The organism is Pigmentiphaga aceris, from assembly GCF_008119665.1.
Taxonomy (GTDB): Bacteria; Pseudomonadota; Gammaproteobacteria; order Burkholderiales; family Burkholderiaceae_B; genus Pigmentiphaga; species Pigmentiphaga aceris.
Genome location: NZ_CP043046.1, coordinates 583,652 through 606,922, shown reverse-complemented (window position 1 = coordinate 606,922; position 23,271 = coordinate 583,652). Strand labels below are relative to the sequence as shown.

The following is a 23,271-nucleotide window of genomic DNA, read 5'->3' as shown; positions in this document are numbered from 1 at the left end:
GGCATTTACATGCCGATACGTTCGCTACGTCGCGTCGAATATGGCCGCGAATATGGCCGATATGGGCCGGGTATGCTGCTCGGCTGACCTCGATGCCCTTGCTTGTCGCAAGCGTGGGCCGCCGCTCGCCCCTCTTTTCGCGTGATGCTCCCATGTCCAACGGACTGACCATGCCCCGCGGTGTCACGATGCTGCTGGGCGCGCAGTTTTTCTCGGCACTCGCCGACAACGCCTTGCTGGTGATTGCCATCGCCAGTCTCGACGCAATGGCCGCCCCGGCCTGGATGACGCCATCCCTGAAGTTCTTTTTCATCGCGTCGTTCGTCGTCTTGGCGTTCGCCACCGGCCACATCGCCGACCGACTGCCCAAGTCCCGCGTGATGATGATCACCAACGGCGTCAAGGCGCTGGGCTGTGCCCTGCTGCTGACCGGACTGCATCCGGTCGCCGCCTACGCCCTGATCGGCGTGGGTGCGGCCACCTACTCGCCCGCCAAATACGGTTTGCTGCTGGAATTGCTGCCGCCCTTGCGCCTGGTGGCAGCCAATGCCTGGTTCGAAGGTTTATCGATTGCCGCCGTGATTCTGGGCACCGGACTGGGCGGCGTGCTGATCAGCGCCGAATTCCAGGGGCTGCTGGCCCAACTGGGCGGCGTGTTTGCCAGTACGGCACCGCTGCACCTGTCCACCTTGGCGGTATTGGCGGTCTACGGCATGGCGGCCCTGACCAACGTATTCGTGCCGGAATCAGGCGTACAGCCGCATGCAGCCGCGCAAACACCCAGACAACTGGCCAGCGGTTTTGGCCGCTCGTTCATGCTGCTGCTGCGTGATCCGCAGGCCCGTGTGGCCTTGATGGTGACCGGGCTGCTGTGGGGCTTTGGTGCCGTGCTGCAGTTCGTCATCATCGACTGGGGCCGAGTCGGGCTGGACCTGACGCTGGACCGGGCATCCATGCTGCCTGCGATGGTGGCGCTGGGTGCGGCTGGCGGTGCGTTCTTCGCCGCCCGCATGCTCACGCTGGAACGTGCGCTGAGCATTCTGCCCGCCGGCCTGCTGTTCGGCCCGCTGGTGATGATGCTGCTGCCGCTGAAGTCGATTCCGCTGGTCTGCCTGCTGATGGCCACCACCGGTGCGGTGGCCGGGTTCTTTGTCGTGCCGATGAACGCGATGCTGCAACATCGCGGCTACAAACTGATGAATGCCGGCCAGTCGATTGCCGTGCAAAACTTTTGCGAGAACGCCTCGATCATGTTGATGCTTGCCTTGTATGCCGGCGTACGCGGCACCTCGTTGCCGCTTGAGTGGGTGATCACCGGCCTGTGCGCCACCGTCACCCTGGCCTTGCTGGGCATCATGCAACACCACCGCAGCCTGACGGCCCGCGCCGACGCTGCTGCACTGAGCGAGGCCGCACGATGAATCTCGCTGTCATTGGTACCGGTTATGTTGGCCTGGTCACCGGCGCGTGTCTGGCCGATGTGGGCAACCGCGTCACCTGCGTCGATCGCGACCAGGCCAAACTGGCCATGCTGCACGCCGGTCAGATTCCCATCCACGAACCCGGTCTGGCAGACGTGGTCACACGCAATCTGCAGGCCGAACGCCTGAGCTTCACTGACGATCTGGCCACTGCCGTGCGGGATGCCGATCTGGTCTTCATCGCCGTCGGCACCCCGCCGCGCGAAGATGGCTCGGCAGACTTGCAGCACGTGTTGGCTGCCAGCCGAGAAATCGGTGACGCCATCGAGCGCGACACGGTCGTCGTCGTGAAATCGACCGTGCCGGTGGGCACCTGCGACAAGGTGCTCGACACCTTGCGTGCCGCGCTGCGCGCCCGTGGCGCAAGCTGGCAGGTATCGGTGGCGTCGAACCCCGAATTCCTGAAGGAAGGCAATGCGGTCGACGATTTCCAGCGTCCGGACCGCATTGTCATCGGCACCGACGACAGCCAGGCGCTGCGCCTGTTGCGCGCCTTGTATGCGCCCTACAACCGCAACCGCGACCGCCTGATCGACATGGACGTCCGTTCGTCCGAATTCACCAAATACGCATCCAACGCGATGCTGGCCACCCGCATTTCGCTGATGAACGAGCTGTCGCAACTGGCGGAAAAGCTGGGTGCCGATATCGAAGCCGTGCGACACGGCACGGGTGCCGACCCGCGCATCGGCCCGAATTTCCTGTACGCAGGGGCGGGCTACGGCGGCTCGTGTTTCCCCAAGGACGTGCAGGCGCTTGCCCACATGGCGACCGAACACGGCGTGCCGGCTGACATGCTCAACAGCGTGCAGACGGTCAACGAACGACAGAAGCGGGTGCTGTTCGACAAGGTGTCACGGCATCTGGGCACACGCCTGGCCGGCAGCACAGTGGCCATCTGGGGCCTGGCCTTCAAACCCAATACCGATGACGTGCGTGAAGCCCCAAGCCTGGCCTTGATCCGCGATCTGCTGGCTGCAGGCGCACGGGTACGTGCCTACGACCCGGTGGCAAGCGGTAACGCACGACGTGAAATCCCCGATCCGGCGCTGGAGATCGTGTCGCGCGCCAATCTGGCGTGTGAAGGCGCAGACGTGCTGGTGGTCGTCACCGAATGGCGCGAGTTCAAGTCACCCGACTTCCGCTGGCTGGCCAAGACCTTGCAGCAACCTGCCATCTTCGACGGCCGCAATCTGTACGAACCGGACTACGTGGAAGAATGCGGCCTGCGCTATTACGGCATCGGCCGTGCGGCAGGGGAACGCGTCCATTAAACGCCGTTGACGCGTCAGTCCTCAAACCCCAGGTGCTGCTATTCGCTGCAAGCCTGGGGCGGCGTATTCAGCGCGGCAGTGCTGGCGTTGACGATGGCGTTCATGGCGGTGAAGTCCATGGCCTCGACCGCACGCGACAGGGCGCGGGCAAGTCCTGACAAGGACGCGTCGCTGTCTTCCAGGTGCGTTGCCACCCACGCCTCGATTGCAAAGATGTCACCGTCTGCCACCGCTGCGCACAAAGACGCACGGGCAGCAGCAGCGTCCTGCACTTCACCTTCCTGACCGGACGCAGTCGACGACACATCGTCAGACGGCCACGACAAGTTCAGGGCTTCCGACAAGGCCGCCAGCAAGATGTCGACGTCAATGGGTTTGAGCAGGCAGGCTGCAAATCCCTTCTCGTCATCCGCCCAATCCTTAGGCGGCAAGGGTGGCGCGGCCGACACCAGCAGTGCGGGCATGCCGGGCGCAAGCTGGCGTGCATCACGCAGCAAGGTCCACCCGCTGCCATCGGGCAGGAACTGGTCGAACAAGGCCACGTCGATGCCGCCCAGACGCAAGGCAGAACGCGCTTCGTCGCAGTTGGCGGCCAGCGTCACTTCGAAGCCCGCCTCGCCCAGCAGGTCGGCCAGGAAACGCTGGTTATCCAGTACGTCGTCAACCACCAGAATGTGCTGCATCGGTCCCAGGTAACGCCCGAAGGGAACAGTGGCGCGGTCACGCGGCACGTCGGCCTCGCTGGCGATTTCCAGAGGAATCGAGAAATAGAAGCGGCTGCCTTCCCCCAGCACACTGCTCAGGGAAAGTTCTCCGCGCATCAGGCGGACCAACTGGCGGCTGATGGTCAGGCCAAGCCCGATACCGGCGGTGGCGGTGGGACTTGCCTTGTCGTGGGAGAACGGCTCGAAGATCCGCTCCTGATCCTCTGGCGCAATGCCCTGGCCTTCGTCGCATACCTCGAAATACAGGCGCATGGTGCCGTCCACATCTTCACGCCGCACCCGAAGATCGACGGCGCCGTCGGCAGCATGGCGCAGCGCATTGCCAAGCAGGTTCAACAGCACCTGGCGCAACCGCTGGCCATCGACCCAGATCACGCTGGGCAGATCATCCGAGACATCCAGCCGAATGCGGTCCCACTGTGACGGGTCGTTCTTGCTGAGCTGATCGGTCACCGACTGCAACAGGCTGAACAAGTAGGTAGGCGTTGGCCGCAGCACCAGGCTGGCCAGCTCACCGCGCGAGTAATCCAGCACATCGTTGATCAGCTCAAGCAGGTGACGGCCGCTGCCTTCCATGATGGCCAGCGGCGTCTGCAAGGCGACATCGGCCCGACGCTGGCGGCGCAGCAATTGCACATAACCCAGAATGGCGTGCAGCGGCGTGCGCAGCTCGTGACCCATGCGCGCCAGGAAATGGCCTTTGGCCATGTCGGCACTTTCCGCGCGTTCCTTGGCCACGCGCAGTTCGCGGGTGCGGGCGCTGATGGCGCGTTCCAGTGCTTCCTGGGCATAGGTGGCCTGCATCAGGCTGTCGGCCTGTTCGCTCAGCCGTGCCGCCTGGGCCAGTCGCAAGCGGTTGGCGACCAGCGTCGCCAGGAACAGCATCGACGCCAGATACCCCAGCGGCAACAGCAGGTCGCCATAGCCGCCCAGCGAATACAGGCTCAGGAAATCGCCCACACGCACCGAACTGATCGTCAGCACGGGCAGCAGGGACCACAACAGAATGCGCGCTGCGCCGGACTTGCGCCATGCCAGATACAGCAGGGATCCGACGAAGATCATGATGAACAACATCGCCAGGTTCAAACCCATGGACACCAGGGTTGGAACCGGCATCACGAACGCGGCGAGAATCATGCCGATTGCAATGAACTTGCAGGTATCCAGCAGTCGAGCCACCATCCGCGAAATGTTCTGCGCCTGCGTGGCAAGCTTGAGCAGCTCCACGGCGAACACCAGTTCGAACAGCGTCATCACATTGAACAGCAGCAAGCTGGACTCGGGTATGCGGTACCAGAGCAGCATGGACCCGTAACCCTGCACGCCCATCTCATACAGCAGATAGAACAGGATCATCAGCCCGTAATAGGCAATGATGCGTTCGCCTGCCATCACGGAAATCAGCAGCGCAGCAATCGCCAAGATGGCCAGGCCGCCGAAAATGGCCATCATGCCAAGGTCTTGGGCACGCGCTTGTTCACGGGCATGGTCCACCGCCAGCAAGGACGCTTGCAAGGTGATCATGCCGCGGCTTTCGACCCGCACGTAGATGGTGGTCTGCCCCGGGGGCAATGACAGCGGATAGTTGAGCAGCCGCTCGGCAGTGGCGCGTTCCTGAATCGGCACCGCCATGCCGGCGCGCAATATCCACCAGCCGGGAGCCGTCGCATCTTTTGCGCGGCGCAGGTCGATATCGTTGGCCGCCGCATCGGGCACAAACACCGTCACACGCTCAAGCCGTGGCGGGTCCACCCGAAACAGGCGTCGTATGCGAACGTCGTCCTGGTTGTCGAAGGTGATGCGAAACCACCAGGCCGAGGCCGAGAACCCGGCAGAGAAATTTTCCGCGACCACCGGGGCGAAGTCTGCGTCGTGCGCGATGGCGTCTGACAGCAACCACTTGCCTTGCACGTCTTCGGCAACATCCATCATCCGTCCGACACGCATGGTCGGCGCGTTGGACCCCGCCGGAAGCACCATCGCAAAGGCCTGCAGGCAACAGCACAGCAGACCCAGCGCCAACACCCATTGCCACCGCGCCCGTCTGGCGAGCGCAGTTGTCAGCGTCACGCCGCGCGCCCTGTCGCGTTGGCCGTGCGATAGCGCCGTGGCGAACAGCCGAAACGGGCGCGGAAAGCGGTGATGAAATTGCTGCTGGTGCTGTAGCCCACCTGTTCGGCCATATCCTGAACCGGCACACTGGTCTGCACCAGCAAGCGGGCGGCAAGCAGCAGACGCTGTTCACGCACGTAGCCAAACACGGTATTGCCCACCTGCTCGCGGAACAGTTCACTCAGGCGACGCTCGTTGGTGCCAACGATGCGCGCCAAATCGAATACCGACGGCGGATCGCTCAGACGCTCGTCGAGCAACGAGCAGGCTTGCTGCACCCAGTCTTTTTCGCGCGATACCGCTTCTGGTGGCACCACGTCAGAGGCCGGTGCCACGGCCAGCGGCGCACGCCCGCGCTGCAGATGCACGCGAATACGCGCTACTACTTCTTCTTCGAAGAAGGGTTTTACGATGTAATCGACCGCACCCGCCTCGAATCCGGCCAGCCGTTCGCTGACTTCGTCTGCGCCCGTCAGGAAAATCACCGGAACGTGACGCGTGACCTCGTCTTGCTTCAGACGGCGGCAAATGGTGAATCCGTCGGCACCCGGCATGCGGACGTCCAGCAAGATCAGGTCTGGCGACAAGTCATGCGCACGCGCCAGCCCCTGCTCGCCATCCTGGGCAATCAGCACGACAAAGCCACGACCGCGCAGAAACTCGACCATCAGGCGAAGGTCCACGGGTGAATCGTCGATCAGGAGAATGCGGGGCAGCGACACAAAACTTGCCATGGGGTGAAAGGTCAAATTCTGGAGGATGTCAGGCTGAGAAGGTGCTTCCGTCGCATCCAGCCCACGGAAAAAAACCGTCTCTCAACATATTTTATCGTGCATCAATACTTTGCCTTCCCCTGAGGCGTAACCAACATTGGTTCGGTTTTTGCGATTGTTGCGCAGACCCAGACTTTCGAGTCTGACCTTTCGAGATCTGACTCAAGCCCCCCCTTGATCACCGCCTTGATCGCTGCCGAACCCATGCTCGACCGCATACACCGCAATCTGCACACGGCTCGTCAGGTTCAGCTTCTTCAAGATGTTCTGCACGTGGATCTTCACCGTGCTTTCCGCGACATCCAGATGACGGGCGATTTCCTTGTTGCTTTCGCCACGCGCCAGGCACTGCACGATATCGCGCTCACGGGCCGTCAGGCGGGCACGTGCTGCCGGGGTGTCGGCGGCAGATGCCTGAGCAGGTTGCGCGCGAAACTGCGCCACCAGCTTGGCCGTCATGCTGTCGGCAATCACCGCTTCACCACTTGCCGCGCGTCGAATCGCACTCGTCAGCGCATCGGCCTCGATGTTTTTCACCAGATAGCCACGCGCACCGCTGCGCAAGGCGTCGCCCAGGTCATCGGCATCTTCCGACACCGTCAGCATCAGCACCGCGCTGTCAGGCAGCTCCTGGGTCAGCAGTTTCAAGGTTTCAAGCCCCGACAAGCCCGGCATGTTCAGGTCGAGCAGGATCACGTCAGGGCGGTGCTCACGCGCCCGTTTAACGCCGTCCAGCCCATCCGCCGCCTCGGCCACCACCTCGAAATCGGCCTGACGCTGCAACAGCAGGCGCACACCGGAACGAAACAGGGAATGGTCGTCGATCAGCAGGATTCGAATGGTCATGGGTTGGAAAAATGAGTTCAAAAGACAGCGGTACTGCGCGACGAACGTGCTGTGCATCGCGGTGTTAGCGCTGCGGAAATCGGCAGCCACACGACTCCCGGACAAGCTCAGGCAGACAGTCGTTCCTCGCGCGCAAGCTGTAGCGACACACTTGCACCATGCCCCGTCTTGCCCGTCAGGTGCAGCTGCGCCCGGATGCGCGCCGCCCGCTCGGCCATGATGCTCAAGCCTATATGGCGCTCGCCACGCTCGGCAACCTCCGCGGGATCGTAGCCCTGCCCATCGTCGGATACCGTCAGCGAGAAGTCGCGCTGGTTGACGATCTGGATGTGTACCCGCTGGGCCTGCGCATGCTTGCGGACATTCGACAACGCCTCTTGCAGGATGAACAAGACCTGCAATTGCTGGTCGGGTGGCAAGGGTGCGCCGCCGTCTTCGTCGATATCCAGATCGACCTGGATATCAGTCTGGCGACGGAAACGCAGGACGGCCTCTTCGACTGCCGAGCGCAGTTCTTCATGGTCAAGCCTGGTGCGGAAATTCACCAGCAACTCACGCACGTCCTCGTAACTTTCACGCACGCCGGTTGCCATCAATGGCACGGTTGCACGAATGTCGGCCAAGTCGCCACGCGTGGCAGCGGCTGTCAGCATCTGCACCTGAAGGTTCAGGAAATTCAGCCCCTGCGCAATGCTGTCGTGCAACCCCTGCGCCACCAGATTGCGTTCCTGGGCCACCGCCAATTGCTGTTCTTTCGCACCCAGCCGGCAATTATCCAGCGCGATGCCAAGGTGTTGACCAAGCGTGCTGGCCAGTTGCGTCTGGCTGGCCGACAGCTTGGTCTGCTGGCGAAAATGCAAAGAGAACGAACCCAGCACCTCGTCAGGCGTGACGATGCGAAACACCGCCAGACTGCCGAAACCTTCCTGCGCACAACGAAAATCGCGTGTGGGTGCAGCATGAAAATCGTGGATCACGATCACACCCTGGCGCGTGGCTTCCCCGCAGAAACACGCGTTCACCGGCATGCAATGCTCGGCATCTTCCAGCTCGTCCGACAAGCCTTCCGACACCACCAGGTGCAGGTTTTCACCACGCGGATCGATGGCACGCACACTGCCGCCATCGGCACCGAACTGTGCCATTACCCGGGTCAGGAAGCCGTGGCAGGTCTGCTCGATATCGTTGGGCTGATTCAGAAACGCCGCCATGTCGTACAAGGCGGCAAGCTCGCGGTTCTGGGTGGCCAGTTGCGCGGTCTTTTCTTCGACGCGTGTTTCCAGATCGGCGTAGGCGGCAGCCAGTTCGTCCGCCATCTGATTGAAGCCTTCTGCCAGCTTGCCGAGTTCGTCACCGCCGATGACCGGCACCCGCGCCCCCATCTCGCGCGCAGCCAGTCGCCGCTGTCCGTCCCGCAGCCGCAGCACGGGGGCAATGATCCACAGGTGCAGCAACGCAATCATGGCCAGTGTGCCCATCCCGGCCATGACCAGCAGTACGCCTTGAGAGAACCGCAGCAAGGAGGTCTTGCCGGCATTGTCGCGTTCGATCAGCCGCACGAGCCGATCGGCTTGATGAACAAACCGCGGCAGCAGGTCCAGGTAGATGTCGTTGCCTTCTCCGGCCAGCGCTGACACCAGCGCAGGTTGCAGTTGCGTTCGCCACGATTGCGCCACGACTGTCATTTGCACCTGCACGTCGTGGTCGGTCGGCAAAAACAGGGGCCGCGCCGGGTTGCCTTCAACCAGTCGGGCCAGCACGGTGTTTTGCATCGTCATGTCGACGTCGGCGCTTTCACCGCGCAGGAGTGCTACCGCCACGCGGGTGGCACGCATGCGCAAGCTGCCTGTGTCGTTGATCGCAGCGCCTGCGCCTTCGAGTTGCCAGGACAGCCACAGTGTCCAGCAGACCATGCTGACGACGATCAGCAGTGCGGCGAGCGAGGCTCCGATGATGCGGGTGGACAGGCGATTGCGCAGGCGTGGCTGGTCGTCGGGGGCTGACTGACTGGACATTGGGGCGGTATGTGCGCGGCGATTGCTGAGCTTTTCAGCGTAGCCCGCGTGTTCCTGTGCCGCGCTTCCTGACGATGGTTCGATTTGATCTACAACAAATGTCGTGCAGACAAACGTGCTTAGGATGGCGCGCGCGGGGTTTTGTGGCGTCGTTTTTTGGTTTTTTGGAACGGTGGGTTTGTTCTTCTGCCAGTCGCGGGTGGTGGGGCCGACTCGTCTGCCCCGCTGGACTTTGGCGTCGGGGCTCCCGCCCTCCACCTTGTCCAGAAGGGCAGCCGACCCGGCCCCACCACCCACGCCTTCAAAGACGTTTGGTTAAAAGCGCATGCCGCCTTTGGACGCGTATTGATTCTCTGGCTGCTTGGTGCTGTGAACGGTTCTCGGCGTGCATGGGCCACCATGCTTAAACGCTATCCGGCTGGCCGTGGGGACTGGCTGGCCAGGTCGCCACGAAGCGACTCAGCGGCTCACGGTTCTGGCCGTATATCAGGGGCCTTTCAGGGCAGCGCCACGCAAGAAAATTTGCGCGCCTGCTTGGCGGTGGGGTGACACGGAAGCGGGTGGCCGCGCACCAGGTAATGCGACGAAAAGGCGGGGCGCTGAAGGTTGGCGCTTTGAAGGCTATGCATTGAACGTTCGGGCTGCTGATCAACGTTCGGAGCGATGACGAATGTTCAAAGCGATGAACGTTCGAAGCGGTAAAGACGTTCAAGGCGGCGATGAATGGTAGTGAGCAGTGGTGCATGCCGATGATGCCAAGCACTTCCAACAACCCAGGGCGTGCCACCGATCGAGAACCAGCTCGTCACCGTTGATGGGACCAAGATGATCGAGCACGCGAAGATCACCGTACGCAGCTCAGCATTCCAGGCTACCAATGCCCCGGTGGCGTTGCTATCGAGCATGGCAAGCGCCTTGACCAATCGCAGCACAAGCGTTTTCGCCAATCAGCCGCCAGCACCACGATCGTCGCTGCCGCTCTCCGCATGCCGTAACGCGGCGGCCACCCGCTTCGGTGTCACCCCACCACCAAGCAGGCGCGCAAATATTCTTGAGTGGCACTGCCGTAAAAGGCAACTGAAGAACCCACCGAATCGTGAGCCGGAGAAACCGCTTCGTGGCGACCTGGCCAGCCAGTCCCCACGGCCAGCCGCGTGGCGATCAAGAAACGTGGCCCAGGAATACCGAGAACCGATTCCAGCACTTGGCAGCCAGAGAATGGCGCACGCCCAAAGGCGGGATTAGCTTTTAACCAAACGTCTTTGAAGGCGTGGGTGGTGGGGCCGGATTGTCTGCCCTTCTGGACAAGGTGGAGGGCGGAGACCCGACGCCAAAGTCAAGCGGGGCAGACGAGCCGGCCCCACCACCCGCGACTGGCAAAAGAACAAAAAAACACCGTCACAGCAAAACTCACCCCCCAGTCTGCGACATGAACCGAACCACCTGCCCCGGCCTCGAATCGAACACATGCCGCTCAGGCTTCATCGCCATCGCCGCCACAATCGCCGACCGTAGCTGAGCATCACTCGCCCCATCCCGCAACTGCCGCCCCAAGTCGACCTTATCCTCCTGCCCCAGACACAAATACAAGGTCCCATCCACCCCCAAACGCACCCGATTGCACGATGCACAGAAATGCTGAGACATCGGCGTAATCACCCCCAGACTCATGCCCCCCCGCACCGACGCATCCGCACTGGCAGCACGCCAATAACGCGCCGGCCCGCCCCCGCCCCGCTCAATCGCCGGTACCAGCCCAAAACGCGCCGCCAGTCGAATCCCCAAGGCACTGGCATCCACCGGCATCACCGACCGCCCGGTATCCCCCATCGGCATCGCCTCGATCAAACGCAACACAAAACCATGCTCGATCGAGAATGCCACCATGCGCTCGACATCAGCATCGTTCACCGCCCCCTGCATCACCATATTCAGCTTGATCGGATCGAACCCCGCCGCCTGCGCCGCCGCCAGACCCGACAACACATCGGACAGACAATCCCGCCCGGTGATGCGCGCAAAACAGGCGGGGTCCAAGGTGTCCAGGCTGACATTCAGGCGCGTCACGCCCGCTTGGCGCAAGGCCGTGGCGTGATGCGTCAAACGGGTGCCGTTGGTGGATACCGACAGGTCTTTCAGACCGGGCAACGCAGCAATGCCCGCAGCCAGTTCGCCGATGCCCCGCCGCAGCAACGGTTCACCACCGGTCAGGCGCACCTTGTGCACCCCAAGCTCAACGAACAAGCCAACCAGACGCTGCATTTCCGCCAGGCTCAACCAGTTCGCAGGCTCTTCGAAACCCTTGAATCCCTTGGGCAGGCAGTAGGTGCAGCGCAGGTCGCAGCGGTCAGTGACCGACACGCGCAGATAGTCGATGCGACGGCCGAAGCCATCGATCAGGCCAATGGGTGACGAAGCAGGCCGCGTCGACAACGTAGTGGCAGACAACGCGGGGGACACGCTCGCGGCGGACGGCACCGGGATAGCAGGCTCGGCAGAAGGCAGCATGTGCGGCTCCGCCTATTGCACCAACGGACTGTCGGCACCTTCGAGTTCGATCCCTTCGATCTTCGCGCGCCCCACCAACACGCTCAGGTACTGCCGCCATGCGACATCGCGGGCGGCTGCTCCCAGGGCGGCGGCAATCGACGGGGCCACGTGTTCGAAGGGCAGCAAGCTGCCGTCCACGCGACGGGCCACACGCACGATGTGCAGGCCGAAGCGTGTCTCCAGCAAGTGCGGCAAGATGGTGCCCGCAGGCATCGCAAAAACCACCTTCTCGAACTCCGGCACCGTGGCACCTCTGCTCAGTTGCCCCAGATTGCCGCCCACCTCCCCAGACGGACAGTTGGAGCACGCCGCCGCATGCTCGGCAAAACTGCTTGGCTCGGCCAATACGGCATCCAGCACCGACTGTGCACGGGCACGCAAGGCGTCCAGATCGACGCGTTCGGTCACCTGGAACAGAATGTGATCGGCCTCGACCAACTCACCCACGGTGAAGTGATCGGGGTGTTGCTGGTAGTGGCGGCGGCAGTCGGCCTCTGTCGCCACCGGCACCTTCAACTGGCCTTGCGCCAGGCCGTCGATGATCGCTTCATCGGAATCGGTGGGCAGTCCAAGCTGCTTGGCTTCGTCACGCAATACCTGCCGCAACACCAGCGCAGTCATGGCCCGCCGCATGGGGTTGGGGGCGTCGCGATGCGAGGGCAATTCGGCCTCCATGTCCGCGTCGCTGAATTCCTTGCCATTGACGATGACCGGCATGATGTTTCTCCAGAAAATTTAGCGGTGGGATGAAGCCGTGATCAGCGACGACGCGGGCGTACCAGCTGCCAGGCGCGGCCCAGATAGAACACCGATCCAAACCCACTCCACACGTGCACCAGGCGGGTGAACGGGAAGATCGCAAACAGCGTGACCCCCATGAACAGATGCAGCTTGAACAGCAGCGGCGTGTCCACGATCAGGTCGGCGGCGCTGCTGCGCAAGGTCACCAGGTGCTGTGCCCAGCCCATCAGCGTCAACATCATTTCGCCGTCCATGTGGCTGTACGACGGCACGATGGTCGACAGGCCAAGCAGCAGCGTCACCAACAGCCACAGCAGCAAGACCTTGTCGCCCGTGCGGGTCACGGCCGCAATGCGCGGATTGGTGAAGCGGCGATGCAGCAAAATCACCAAACCGATCAGGGTGATGACACCCAGCACCCCACCCATCGACATGGCAACCATCTGCTTGAAACCGTGGCCCACGCCCAGCGTGTCCCACACCAGCACCGGCATCAGCAGGCCAACCAGGTGGCCGAAGAACAGGCCGATGATGCCGATGTGGAACAGGATGTTGCCCAGACGCAGATTGCCTTCGTGAAGCAGCTGCGAACTGTCGCTCTTCCAGGTGTATTGCTCGCGTTCGAAGCGCACCAGACTGCCCAGCAGGAAGATGGCGAAGGCGATGTAGGGGTAGATGCCGAACAGGAATTTATGAAGCATGACGAGTCCTCCGGCGGATCAATGGGCGGTCGCGGCGCGGGGGTGGAAGCGCAGCGGTTGCGGGCCGGACGGCATGGTTCGCAACAACGGCTCGGCACCGTCCGGGCCAACACCGAAGGTTTCCATCGCCTCGTCCATGTCGCGCACCGGCGGGTCTGCCTGTTCGCGCGGCTCCACCGAGGTCAGGCTGCACAAGACCTTGAACACCGATGCATACGGGCTGTCGTTGCGCGCCAGGCGTGAACCGATTGCAGCCAGCACGTGAATGGCGTCGTCCAACAGGTTCTCTGCTTCGTCGGCGCTCAGCGTGCCCAGGAATTCCAGGAACAGCGGCACGTGATCGGGCAATTGGTAGCCCTGCGGTTCCAGCCCATGCCGTTGATACTCGGCCAGCAGATCGACCATGGCCTGGCCACGGTCACGACTTTCACCGTGAATGTGTTCGAACAGGTGCAGCGAATGCGCCGGGTTGCGATCGAAGGTCGCAACATAGTTCTCCTGCAAGGCAATCAGCGGTGTGCTTGCCAGCAGCTCGGTCAGCGGCATCAACGTGACACGCGCAATGGGGTGGTCATGTAGTCGGGCATCAAGCTCGGGCATGGCGTCGAGCAATTCTTGCCCGGGATAATCGAGCAGCGCGGACAACAGCGAATACAAGCGAAGCGGGGGAATGGCGGACATCGAATTCTCCAGAAAACGGAACACGGGGATGGATCACTGGCCGGCCAGATCAGGCTGGTCGGCCGGTTGCGCATCAACCCGCCTGCGCCGGGGTCTTGCGTGACTTGGGCAAGTCCACGTGAATCACCGTGCCCTTGGGGCGGCGACCGAAGAGCGACACCTCCGACACCCCATCGCTGCACCCATTGCCGAAGGTGAAGCCGCAACTACCTTGGTCCTGGAAACTGTTCTCGACCATTTCCTTGTGGCTGGACGGAATCACGAAACGATCGTCGTACTGGGCCAGCGCCATGATCCGGTACATGTCCTCCACCGTCTCGGCATCCAGGCCCACGTGTTCCAGCACCTCGGTGTCTTCATCGCCGTGCACCACCTGCGCACGCTTGTAGGCACGCATGGCCAGCATGCGTTCCAGCGCCAGCACCACGGGGGCTTCCTTGCCAGCGGTCAGCAGATTCGCCAGGTAACGCACCGGAATGCGCAGGCTTTTCACGTCGGGGATCATGCCGTGACGGCCGACCGTTGCTTGCGGCATGTGGCCTGCATCGGCCGCCGACTGGATCGGCGACAGCGGCGGGATATACCAGACCATCGGCAGCGTGCGGAACTCCGGGTGCAGCGGGAAGGCCACCTTCCACTGCACGGCCATCTTGTAGACCGGCGACTTGCGTGCAGCCGTCAGCCAGGCTTCCGGAATGCCCTGTTTGCGGGCCTCGGCGATCACCTCGGGCGAGTGCGGGTCCAGGAACACGCCAAGCTGTTGCTCGTACAAGTCCTGTTCGTTGGCGGTGGAAGCAGCCTGTTCGATGCGGTCGGCGTCGTACAGCAGCACGCCCAGATAACGGATGCGCCCCACACAGGTTTCCGAACACACGGTCGGCTGGCCGGCCTCGATGCGCGGGAAGCAGAAGGTGCACTTTTCGGCCTTGCCGCTTTGCCAGTTGTAGTAGATCTTCTTGTACGGACAACCCGAGATGCACATGCGCCAACCGCGGCACTTGTCCTGATCGACCAGCACGATGCCGTCGTCTTCGCGCTTGTAGATCGAACCCGACGGGCAGCTGGCTACGCAGCTGGGGTTCAGGCAGTGTTCACACAGGCGCGGCAGGTACATCATGAAGGTGTTCTCGAAGGTCGAGTACATCTCTTTCTGCACCCCTTCGAACAAGGCATCACGGCCGCGCGATGCAAACTCGCCACCCAGGTCGTCTTCCCAGTTCGGGCCCCAGGTGATCTTGTCCATCTTCTTGCCGGTCAGCAGCGACACCGGGCGTGCCGTGGGCGGCGTTTCGCTCAGCGCGGCGTTCTGCAAGTGCTCGTAGTCGAAGGTGAAGGGCTCGTAGTATTCGTCGATGGCCGGCAGGTTCGGATTGGCAAACAGGTTAGCCAAGATGCGCAGCTTGCCGCCTTGGCGCGGTTCCAGCTTGCCATCGGCACGGCGCTTCCAGCCACCCTTCCAGCGCGTCTGGTTTTCCCAGTCCTTGGGGTAGCCGATACCGGGCTTGGTTTCCACGTTGTTGAACCAGGCGTATTCCACACCGTCGCGGCTGGTCCATACGTTCTTGCAGGTCACGGAACAGGTGTGGCAGCCGATGCACTTGTCCAGGTTCAACACCATGCCGATCTGGGCGCGGATTTTCATGATTGGCTTTCCTGTTCCTGACCTGCTTTTTCACGCAACGGGCCTTCCAGCCAGTCGACCTTGTTCAGCTTGCGCAGCACCACGAATTCATCACGATTGCTGCCCACGGTGCCGTAGTAGTTGAAGCCCCAGGCTTGCTGGGCATAGCCCCCGATCATGTGCGTGGGCTTGAGCACCGCGCGCGTCACCGAGTTGTGAATACCGCCGCGCTTGCCGCTGGTCTGCGCACCGGGCACGTTCACGATTTTTTCCTGGGCGTGATACATCAGGCAGGTGCCCGACGGAATGCGCTGGCTGACCACCAGCCGCGCAGTCAGCGTGCCATTGGTGTTGAAGACTTCTACCCAATCGTTGTCGACCAAGCCGCCGCGTTTTGCCTCGTCTTCCGAGATCCACACATGCGGGCCGCCACGACTGAGCGTGAGCAGGCGCAGGTTGTCGGAATAGGTGCTGTGAATGCCCCACTTCTGGTGCGGCGTGAGCCAGTTCAGCACCAGCTCTTTCTCGCCATTGCTGTGCTTGCCCAGCATGGGAGCCACCGTGCGCGTGTCGATCGCGGGCTTGTACACACACGAGCCCTCACCGAAGTCCAGCATCCAGCGGTGGTCCTGGTAGAACTGCTGGCGGCCGGTGAGCGTGCGCCACGGGATCAGCTCGTGCACGTTGGTGTAGCCGGCGGTGTAGCTGACTTCTTCGCTTTCCAGGCCTGACCAGGTCGGGGCCGAAATGATCTTGCGTGGCTGTGCCTGCACATCGCGGAAGCGGATCTTGTCGTGCTCGCGGCCCAGCGCCAGGTGACGGTGGTCACGGCCGGTGATCTTGCCCAGCGCGTCCCAGGCCTTGACCGATACGTGGCCGTTGGTCTCGGGCGCGAAGTTCAGAATCATCTCGGCGGCGTCGATCGCGCTGTCCAGGCGCGGACGACCGAAACTCACGCCGGGCTCGGTCACGCGGCGATTGATGTCGCCCATCTCGTGAACTTCATGCTCGGTGTTCCAGCTGATGCCCTTGCCGCCGTTGCCCAGCTTGTCCAGCAGCGGGCCAACAGACGTGAACCTGCGGTAGATGTCGGCGTAGTTGCGTTCCACCACCGTCATGCTCGGGGCAGTCTTGCCGGGGATCAACGCGCATTCGCCATGCTTCCAGTCTTTCGGGTCGAACGCTTGGCCCAACTCACCCGGGGTGTCGTGCAGCAGCGGCGTCAGCACGATGTCCTTGCGGGTACCCAGATGCGCACCGCCGATCTCGCTGAATTTCTGCGCCAGCAGCTTGTAGATTTCCCAGTCGGTCTTGCTTTCCCACAGCGGATTCACCGCTTCCGACAAGGGGTGAATGAACGGATGCATGTCCGAGGTGTTGAGGTCGTCCTTCTCGTACCAGGTGGCCGTGGGCAACACGATGTCGCCATATAGGCAGGTGGTGCTCATGCGGAAGTCCAGCACCGTCAGCAGGTCCAGCTTGCCATCGGCGGCGGCCTCGCCCATGGTCACTTCGCTGGGTTTGATGGCGTCGTTCTCATCCGAGAACAAGGCGTTTTGCGTGCCCAGCAAATACTTCAGGAAATACTCGTGGCCCTTGCCGCTGGAACCCAGCAGGTTGGATCGCCACACGAACATGTTGCGCGGGAAGTTGGCCGGGTTTTCCGGGTCGTCGCAGCTCATCTGCAAGGCACCGGATTGCAGACGTTCCGTTGCGTAGGCAACCGGGTCTTGCCCGGCGGCTTCGGCCTGCGCCACGACATCAAGCGGGTTGGTCTGCAACTGCGGGGCAGACGGCAGCCACCCCATGCGTTCGGACTTGGCGTTCAGGTCGATCATGCTCTGGCCGTCGTAACGTGCGCGGTCGGCGGTCGGGGCCAGGATCTCATCCACCCCCAGTTTCTCGTGGCGATACTGGCTGGTGTGGGCATAGAAGAAGGATGTGCCGTTCATCTGGCGCGGCGGGCGTGACCAGTCACCGGCGAACGCCAGCGGTGCCCAGCCAAACTGCGGGCGCAGTTTTTCCTGACCCACGTAATGCGCCCAGCCACCGCCACTTTTCCCGATGCAGCCGCACAGCATCAGCATGTTGATGATGCCGCGATACGTCATGTCCATGTGGTACCAGTGGTTCAGACCAGCTCCCACAATGACCATCGAACGACCTTCGGTGTCGTGCGCGTTCTGCGCGAATTCGCGGGCCACCTGAATGACTTTGTCGCGCGGCACCGAGGTGTGCTTTTCCTGCCAGGCCGGTGTGTAGGGCACCTCGTCGTCGAAACTTGCGGCCACGTTCGGGCCACCCAGGCCGGCATCCACACCGTAGTTCGCCAATTGCAAGTCGTAGACGGTTGCCACCAGCACCGTGCTGCCATCGGCAAGCGTCATGCGCTTGACCGGCACCTTGCGCAGCAGCATGTCATCGTGCTCGCTGCCGAAGTACGGGAAGGCTACATCGGCCACGTCGTCACGCGTGGACATCAGGCTCAGCAAGGGCAGCACCTCACGGCCGCTGGCCGCGTCGCGCATTTCCAGGTTCCAGCGCCCCACACGCGCGCCGTCGTCCACCTTGCCTTCACCCCAGCGCAGACCGACCGTGCCGTTCGGCACCACCAGTTCCTGCGTGGTCTCGTCGATCAGCAGGGTCTTCCATTCCGGGTTGTTGGCCTCGCCCAGTGCACCCGCCATGTGAGATGCACGCAGGAAGTGATCGGGCACGTATTGACCCGCATGCCCGGCATGTTCGCGCAGCATCACCAGCATGGGCATGTCGGTGTACTGGCGCAGATAGCCGGTGAAGTAGTCGGACTTGCCCGGCACATGGAACTCGGTCAGGATCACATGCCCCATGGCCATGGCCAGCGCGGCGTCGGTGCCCTGGCGCGGGGCCAGCCAGATATCACCGAACTTCACCATCTCGCCGTAGTCGTTCGACACCGCCACGGTCTTGGTGCCCTTGTAGCGAACCTCGGTATAGAAGTGCGCATCCGGCGTGCGGGTCATGGGCACGTTCGAGCCCCACACGATCAGGTAGTTCGAGTTGTACCAATCGGCCGATTCGGGCACGTCGGTCTGCTCGCCCCAGATCTGCGGGCTGGCGGGCGGCAGGTCGCAATACCAGTCGTAGAAGCTCAGACAGACGCCGCCCAGCAGGCTCAGGTAACGCGTGCCGGCGGCGTAGCTGACCATGCTCATGGCCGGGATTGGCGAGAAGCCAACGATGCGGTCGGGGCCGTATTGTTCAATGGTGGTGGCGTTGGCGGCAGCGATCATTTCCAGCGCGCTGTCCCAGTCTGCTCGCACGAAACCACCCAGGCCGCGCACCGACTTGTAGCGGCGTGCTTTTTCCGGATTGCCGCTGATCGATTTCCACGCAGCAATCGGGTCCATGGTCAGCCGCGCCTCGCGCCACATTTCCATCAGGCGACCGCGAATCATCGGGTACTTCACGCGCTGGGCGGAATACACGTACCAGCTGTAGGACGCACCACGCGGACAACCGCGCGGTTCGTGATTCGGCAGGTCCGGGCGCGTGGCCGGGTAGTCGGTCTGCTGCGTTTCCCAGGTGATCAGGCCGCTCTTGACGTAGACCTTCCAGGAACACGATCCGGTGCAGTTCACGCCATGCGTGGAACGCACGATCTTGTCGTGCTGCCAGCGGGTTCGGTACGCCTCTTCCCAACGACGGTCTTCTTCGACCACTGCGCCATGCCCGTCCGAGAAGGTGGATGCGGTGCGTGACAGCAGTTTGATGCGATCCAGAAAGTGGCTCATTTGCATTTCTCCGGCTGACCACACGCCAGCCTCTTGGGGGTTTTGGTCTTGAATGCGGGTCTTGAGTGCAGGTCTTGAAACTGGCGTTTTCAGGCCAGTTTTTTCGTGCCTTCGCACAGGCCTGTCGAGATGCAAGACGACCCATTCACTCTATGCCCCGGGGTTGGCAACCGACCATTCCTCGGCGGTAGGGTGCAGACCCGGCATCGGGCCTACGCCGCATAGGTCGAAGTGACTAGTTCCTGTCGGGCCAACATCACATCAGCACGGCATGGGTGCGTGCCTGCGCGCATAGAACCACCACGTGACCAGGATGCAGCTCAGGTAGAAACCGATGAAGCAGTACAAGGCGGCATCCACACTGCCGGTCATGGCGATCGAGGTACCAAAGCTCTTGGGGATGAAAAAGCCGCCATACGCGCCAATGGCCCCCGAAAAGCCCAATACCGCCGCAGATTCCTTGCCCGCGTCCACCACGGCCTGACGCTGTGCCTGCTCGCCTTTGCCGTGGGCCGCACGTTGACGCTCGGTCAGGAAGATCACGGGGATCATGCGGAAGGTCGCGCCGTTGCCGATGCCGGTCAGCGCAAACAGCACGATGAACATGCCCAGGAAACCGATGAAGCTGCCGCCGATTCCCGCCTGGGGCAGAAACTGCAACACGCCCAACACCCCCAGGCACAGGCCGACAAAGCAATACAAGGTCACGCGTGCGCCGCCTGCCTTGTCCGCCACCCAGCCGCCCACCGGACGCGTCAGCGCCCCCACCAGCGGGCCGAGAAAGGCGTAGGCAGTGGGATCGATGTGCGGAAACTGCGACTGCGTCAACAGCGCCATGCCCGCCGAGAATCCGATGAAGGATCCGAAGGTACCGACGTACAACCAGCACATCAGCCAGTTGTGTTTGCGCGTGAAGATCACCGCCTGTTCCGAGAACGATGCGCGGGCATCCGCGATGTCGTTCATGCCGAACCAGGCTGCCACTGAAGCGACCACGATGAACGGTACCCAGATGAAGCCCGCGTTCTGCAGCCACAGCTGGCGCGTCACCCCACCCTCGACGTAGGTTTGTGCCTCCCCCCCAAACACGCCTAGCGCGCCCACCGAGATGATCAGCGGCACCACGAACTGGGCAATCGACACCCCCAGATTGCCGATGCCGGCGTTCAGCCCGGTGGCCACGCCCTTCTTCGACTTCGGGAAAAAGAAGCTGATGTTGGCCATGCTGGAACTGAAGTTGGCCCCGCCCAAGCCGCACAGCAGCGCCAGTGCCAGCAAAGTGGGGAAGCCAGTGCTTGGGTCGCGCAGCGCAAAGCCCATGCCGATGGCCGGCACCAGCAGACTCGCGGTCGAGATTGCCGTCCAGCGTCTGCCGCCGAAGATCGGCACCAGGAAGGAATAGAAGATCCGCAAGGTGGCCCCCGACAAGGCAGGCAGGGCCGTCAGCCAGAACATCTGGTTCTTCGACAGCTGGAACCCAGCGTGGCCCAGGTTGACCACCACCACGCTCCACAGCATCCAGATGCTGAAGGCCAGCATCAGGGCGGGAATCGAAATCCACAGATTGCGTTGCGCCACCCGCGCACCGTGGGTACGCCAGAAGACCTCGTCTTCAGGTTCCCAACGGGTCTGGACATAGCTGGACATGGAACACGCTCCGAAGCAGGAGAAAAAAGGGGGAATCAGGCGCGCGCGGCGACAGGGCTGGGGCTGGCGTTCGTAGTGCTGGCGTTCGCAGCACGGTCAGCCGCCAGGCGCTCGGCGCGGAACGCGAAGTGCATCCACACCAGGGACACGCAGACCGCGCCGTACAGCAACATGAAGCAGCTGGTGCGCACGCCCGTCAGGTCGAGCGCGATGCCAAACAGAATGGGCAGCACGAAGCCACCCAGGCCACCCGCCAGACCCACCACGCCGGACACCGCGCCGATGTTGTCGGGGAATTCGTTGGCAATGAACTTGAAGACCGAGGCCTTGCCGGTGGCCATGGCAATGCCCACCACGAACAGCAAGACCGTGAACGTGACAGGGCCGAACCCAAGCGAGAAACTCAGTGCTCCGTTGGCGGTCGCCACGGTCAGGCTGGTTTGCGGATAGCTCAGCAGGAACAAGGCAACCCAGCACACCCACATCACCCACCAGGTAGTTTTGTAGGCACCGTGACGGTCGGACACCCAGCCGCCCAAGGCACGCAGCACGCCGCCCGGCAAGGAAAAACAGGCGGCCAGGAAGGCGGCGGTGCGCAGGTCGAAGCCGTATTCACCGATGTAGTACTTGGTCATCCACAAGGCCAGGGCCACGTAGCCGCCGAACACCACCGAGTAGTACTGGCAGTAGCGCCAGACGCGCGGGTTGCGCAAGGTGGCCAACTGGCTGGCAAAGCCACCAGCCTTGACGACGCGATGCGCGGGGTTGGATGCCGAGAACACCCAGAACAGCAAAGCCGTCACCAACATCGCCACCGCGTAGACCTGCGGCACGATGGTCCAGGCTCCACCTGCCAGCGCGATCAAGCCGGGTGCAATGAATTTGGTCAGCGCAGAACCCGAATTGCCTGCACCGAAGATGCCCATTGCCAAGCCCTGGCGCGACGCCGGAAACCAGCGCGCAACGTAAGGCGTTCCAACCGAGAACGAACCGCCGGCCAATCCGACAAACAGGGCCAGCACCAGAAACTGCCAATACTGCGTGGCGTAGGAAATCAGCCAGATCGGGATCACCGTGGACAGCATCAGCGCGAAGAACACAATGCGACCGCCAAACCGGTCGGTCCAGATGCCCAGCGGTACGCGCACCAGCGAACCGGTCAGCACCGGCATGGCCGCCAGCACGCCGAACTGGGTTTCCGACAGGCCAAGCTGTTGTTTCAGCGGAATGCCCAGTACCGCGAACATCATCCAGATGGCAAAGCAGATCGTGAATGAGAACGTGCTGGACACCAGCACCGACATGGCGGTGCGTGACGTTGGATGGGACGGTGCGGACGCGGACATGGTTGGCTCGATCGGTGCAAAGACACCTCGAACGCAGCTTATGGACGTACGCCACGCGCGCCCATTCTCCGCACGACCAGGCTTGGCATGGTCAAAAGGACTAGTTACTCAGGCAGGGCATGGTCTGGTGGTTAGTAAAGCGCCCAGGGGGGCGCAACACCATTAACAGCCGTGCATAACAAATTTTTATTATTTTCTAAAAATCAAAAACAGCCTTCTGCAGTGACTAATTTCAGCAGCAGTATTCAAAACAACAATAGCTGACAAAACCTGACATCACCCAAACGTGCGCGCACTAAAGTCGCGACGCTCCCTTAAGCTCACCAGACGGTATTTGGCCACGCCAGCTGAAGAAATCCACCATGAATCAAGGCCCGATCTTGGAAACAGCCTTCCTTACCATCACCGCAGCAGTCCTGACGCTTTCCCTGATTATTTCCGCATGTCGAATAATGGGTGGAGAGAAAGAAAAGCGCACAAGAAAAGACGTGAAGGAAGATAAACCGTGGACCGCAAGCGTTCACCTGCTCGCCGCCGTTCTGGTTTTTCTTTATTACCTGTTCGCTTGAATATTTTTTTCTGAAAATCTGTTCGTTTGAACAAACTGTTCGATTGAACCCACACTGATTTTTATGCGTCCCCCACGGGATGACGCGGCGCGGTTGCGCCGGTCAACGAGTGATCCTGACGAGTGATCCTGACCACACCTGCGCACATCGCCATGGACCTTTGCCACTTCCCGGCTACAATGCGTGCCTCCTGAGGAGCGCTGCGACGGGCGCGCGAATCGCAAGACACGATCAATCCTTGTGATCATGTTTTGCCAATTCCGCCAGGTGTGCCGATTCTTTCCGAATCACGGCACCCCGCCCGCCAGGCTCAGGACTCGTTCAAGACCGGCTGCCCGCTGGTCAGGCAACCGCGCTCACCGAACCCCTGCGTCCGCAGGCGAAGGTGAGCTGCTTTCTCCCTCCCTTCCCGC

At 62.2% G+C, this 23,271-nt stretch carries 16 protein-coding genes and 1 riboswitch; of the genes, 3 read left to right on the top strand and 13 right to left on the bottom strand.

All coding sequences use genetic code 11. From position 1 onward, the window contains the following. The first annotated feature begins 170 nt into the window (after positions 1-170). Positions 171-1,421, top strand: a complete 1,251-nt coding sequence (gene lplT, locus FXN63_RS02495; RefSeq protein WP_187395077.1) for a lysophospholipid transporter LplT — start codon at positions 171-173, stop codon at positions 1,419-1,421. Further along, the gene (locus FXN63_RS02490) at positions 1,418-2,755 is read left to right on the top strand and encodes a UDP-glucose dehydrogenase family protein (RefSeq protein ID WP_148812528.1); all 1,338 of its coding nucleotides are present in this window, start codon (positions 1,418-1,420) and stop codon (positions 2,753-2,755) included. Before lplT ends, FXN63_RS02490 begins: the two co-directional genes overlap by 4 nt. 38 nt (positions 2,756-2,793) lie before the next feature. Here FXN63_RS02490 and FXN63_RS02485 read toward each other — a convergent pair whose 3' ends face one another. From FXN63_RS02485 to FXN63_RS02425, 13 genes are all read right to left on the bottom strand, one after another. Continuing rightward, positions 2,794-5,553 (bottom strand): hybrid sensor histidine kinase/response regulator, encoded by a 2,760-nt coding sequence (locus FXN63_RS02485; RefSeq protein WP_148812526.1) that lies wholly within the window; start codon positions 5,551-5,553, stop codon positions 2,794-2,796. Next, a complete protein-coding gene (locus tag FXN63_RS02480) occupies positions 5,550-6,317 on the bottom strand; it encodes a response regulator transcription factor (protein WP_246165007.1) in 768 nt (255 codons plus the stop codon). Before FXN63_RS02480 ends, FXN63_RS02485 begins: the two co-directional genes overlap by 4 nt. 213 nt (positions 6,318-6,530) lie before the next feature. Continuing rightward, entirely contained in the window at positions 6,531-7,214 is a 684-nt protein-coding gene (locus FXN63_RS02475; RefSeq protein WP_148812523.1) for a response regulator, read from the bottom strand. A 107-nt stretch (positions 7,215-7,321) separates the two neighbouring features. Further along, complete coding sequence (locus tag FXN63_RS02470; protein WP_148812521.1) at positions 7,322-9,229, bottom strand: type IV pili methyl-accepting chemotaxis transducer N-terminal domain-containing protein; 1,908 nt, start codon at positions 9,227-9,229, stop codon at positions 7,322-7,324. A 674-nt stretch (positions 9,230-9,903) separates the two neighbouring features. Then, positions 9,904-10,134, bottom strand: coding sequence for a hypothetical protein (locus tag FXN63_RS02465; RefSeq protein ID WP_148812519.1), 231 nt, complete (start codon positions 10,132-10,134; stop codon positions 9,904-9,906). 505 nt (positions 10,135-10,639) lie between these two features. Next, complete coding sequence (gene moaA, locus FXN63_RS02460; protein ID WP_148818846.1) at positions 10,640-11,662, bottom strand: GTP 3',8-cyclase MoaA; 1,023 nt, start codon at positions 11,660-11,662, stop codon at positions 10,640-10,642. Between the two features lie 87 nt (positions 11,663-11,749). After that, the gene (locus FXN63_RS02455; protein WP_148812517.1) at positions 11,750-12,496 is read right to left on the bottom strand and encodes a peptidylprolyl isomerase; all 747 of its coding nucleotides are present in this window, start codon (positions 12,494-12,496) and stop codon (positions 11,750-11,752) included. Positions 12,497-12,537: 41 nt separating this feature from the next. Then, entirely contained in the window at positions 12,538-13,221 is a 684-nt protein-coding gene (narI, locus tag FXN63_RS02450; protein ID WP_148812514.1) for a respiratory nitrate reductase subunit gamma, read from the bottom strand. An 18-nt stretch (positions 13,222-13,239) separates the two neighbouring features. Then, positions 13,240-13,902 carry a nitrate reductase molybdenum cofactor assembly chaperone gene (narJ, locus tag FXN63_RS02445; RefSeq protein WP_148812512.1) on the bottom strand — a complete coding sequence of 221 codons (663 nt, stop codon included), beginning with the start codon at positions 13,900-13,902 and terminating at the stop codon, positions 13,240-13,242. Positions 13,903-13,975: 73 nt separating this feature from the next. After that, positions 13,976-15,544, bottom strand: coding sequence for a nitrate reductase subunit beta (gene narH, locus FXN63_RS02440; RefSeq protein ID WP_148812510.1), 1,569 nt, complete (start codon positions 15,542-15,544; stop codon positions 13,976-13,978). Continuing rightward, positions 15,541-19,296: a nitrate reductase subunit alpha gene (locus FXN63_RS02435; RefSeq protein WP_148812507.1), complete on the bottom strand. Its 3,756-nt coding sequence runs from the start codon at positions 19,294-19,296 to the stop codon at positions 15,541-15,543. Before FXN63_RS02435 ends, narH begins: the two co-directional genes overlap by 4 nt. A 261-nt stretch (positions 19,297-19,557) precedes the next feature. Next, a complete protein-coding gene (locus tag FXN63_RS02430) occupies positions 19,558-20,943 on the bottom strand; it encodes a NarK family nitrate/nitrite MFS transporter (RefSeq protein WP_148812505.1) in 1,386 nt (461 codons plus the stop codon). Positions 20,944-20,978: 35 nt separating this feature from the next. Further along, positions 20,979-22,247, bottom strand: a complete 1,269-nt coding sequence (locus tag FXN63_RS02425; protein ID WP_148818843.1) for an MFS transporter — start codon at positions 22,245-22,247, stop codon at positions 20,979-20,981. Between the two features lie 404 nt (positions 22,248-22,651). Here FXN63_RS02425 and FXN63_RS02420 point away from each other — a divergent pair, with 404 nt between their 5' ends. Next, positions 22,652-22,858 (top strand): hypothetical protein, encoded by a 207-nt coding sequence (locus tag FXN63_RS02420; protein ID WP_148812503.1) that lies wholly within the window; start codon positions 22,652-22,654, stop codon positions 22,856-22,858. 186 nt (positions 22,859-23,044) lie between these two features. Beyond that, positions 23,045-23,223: riboswitch (S-adenosyl-L-homocysteine riboswitch) on the top strand. Positions 23,224-23,271 lie beyond the last annotated feature (48 nt).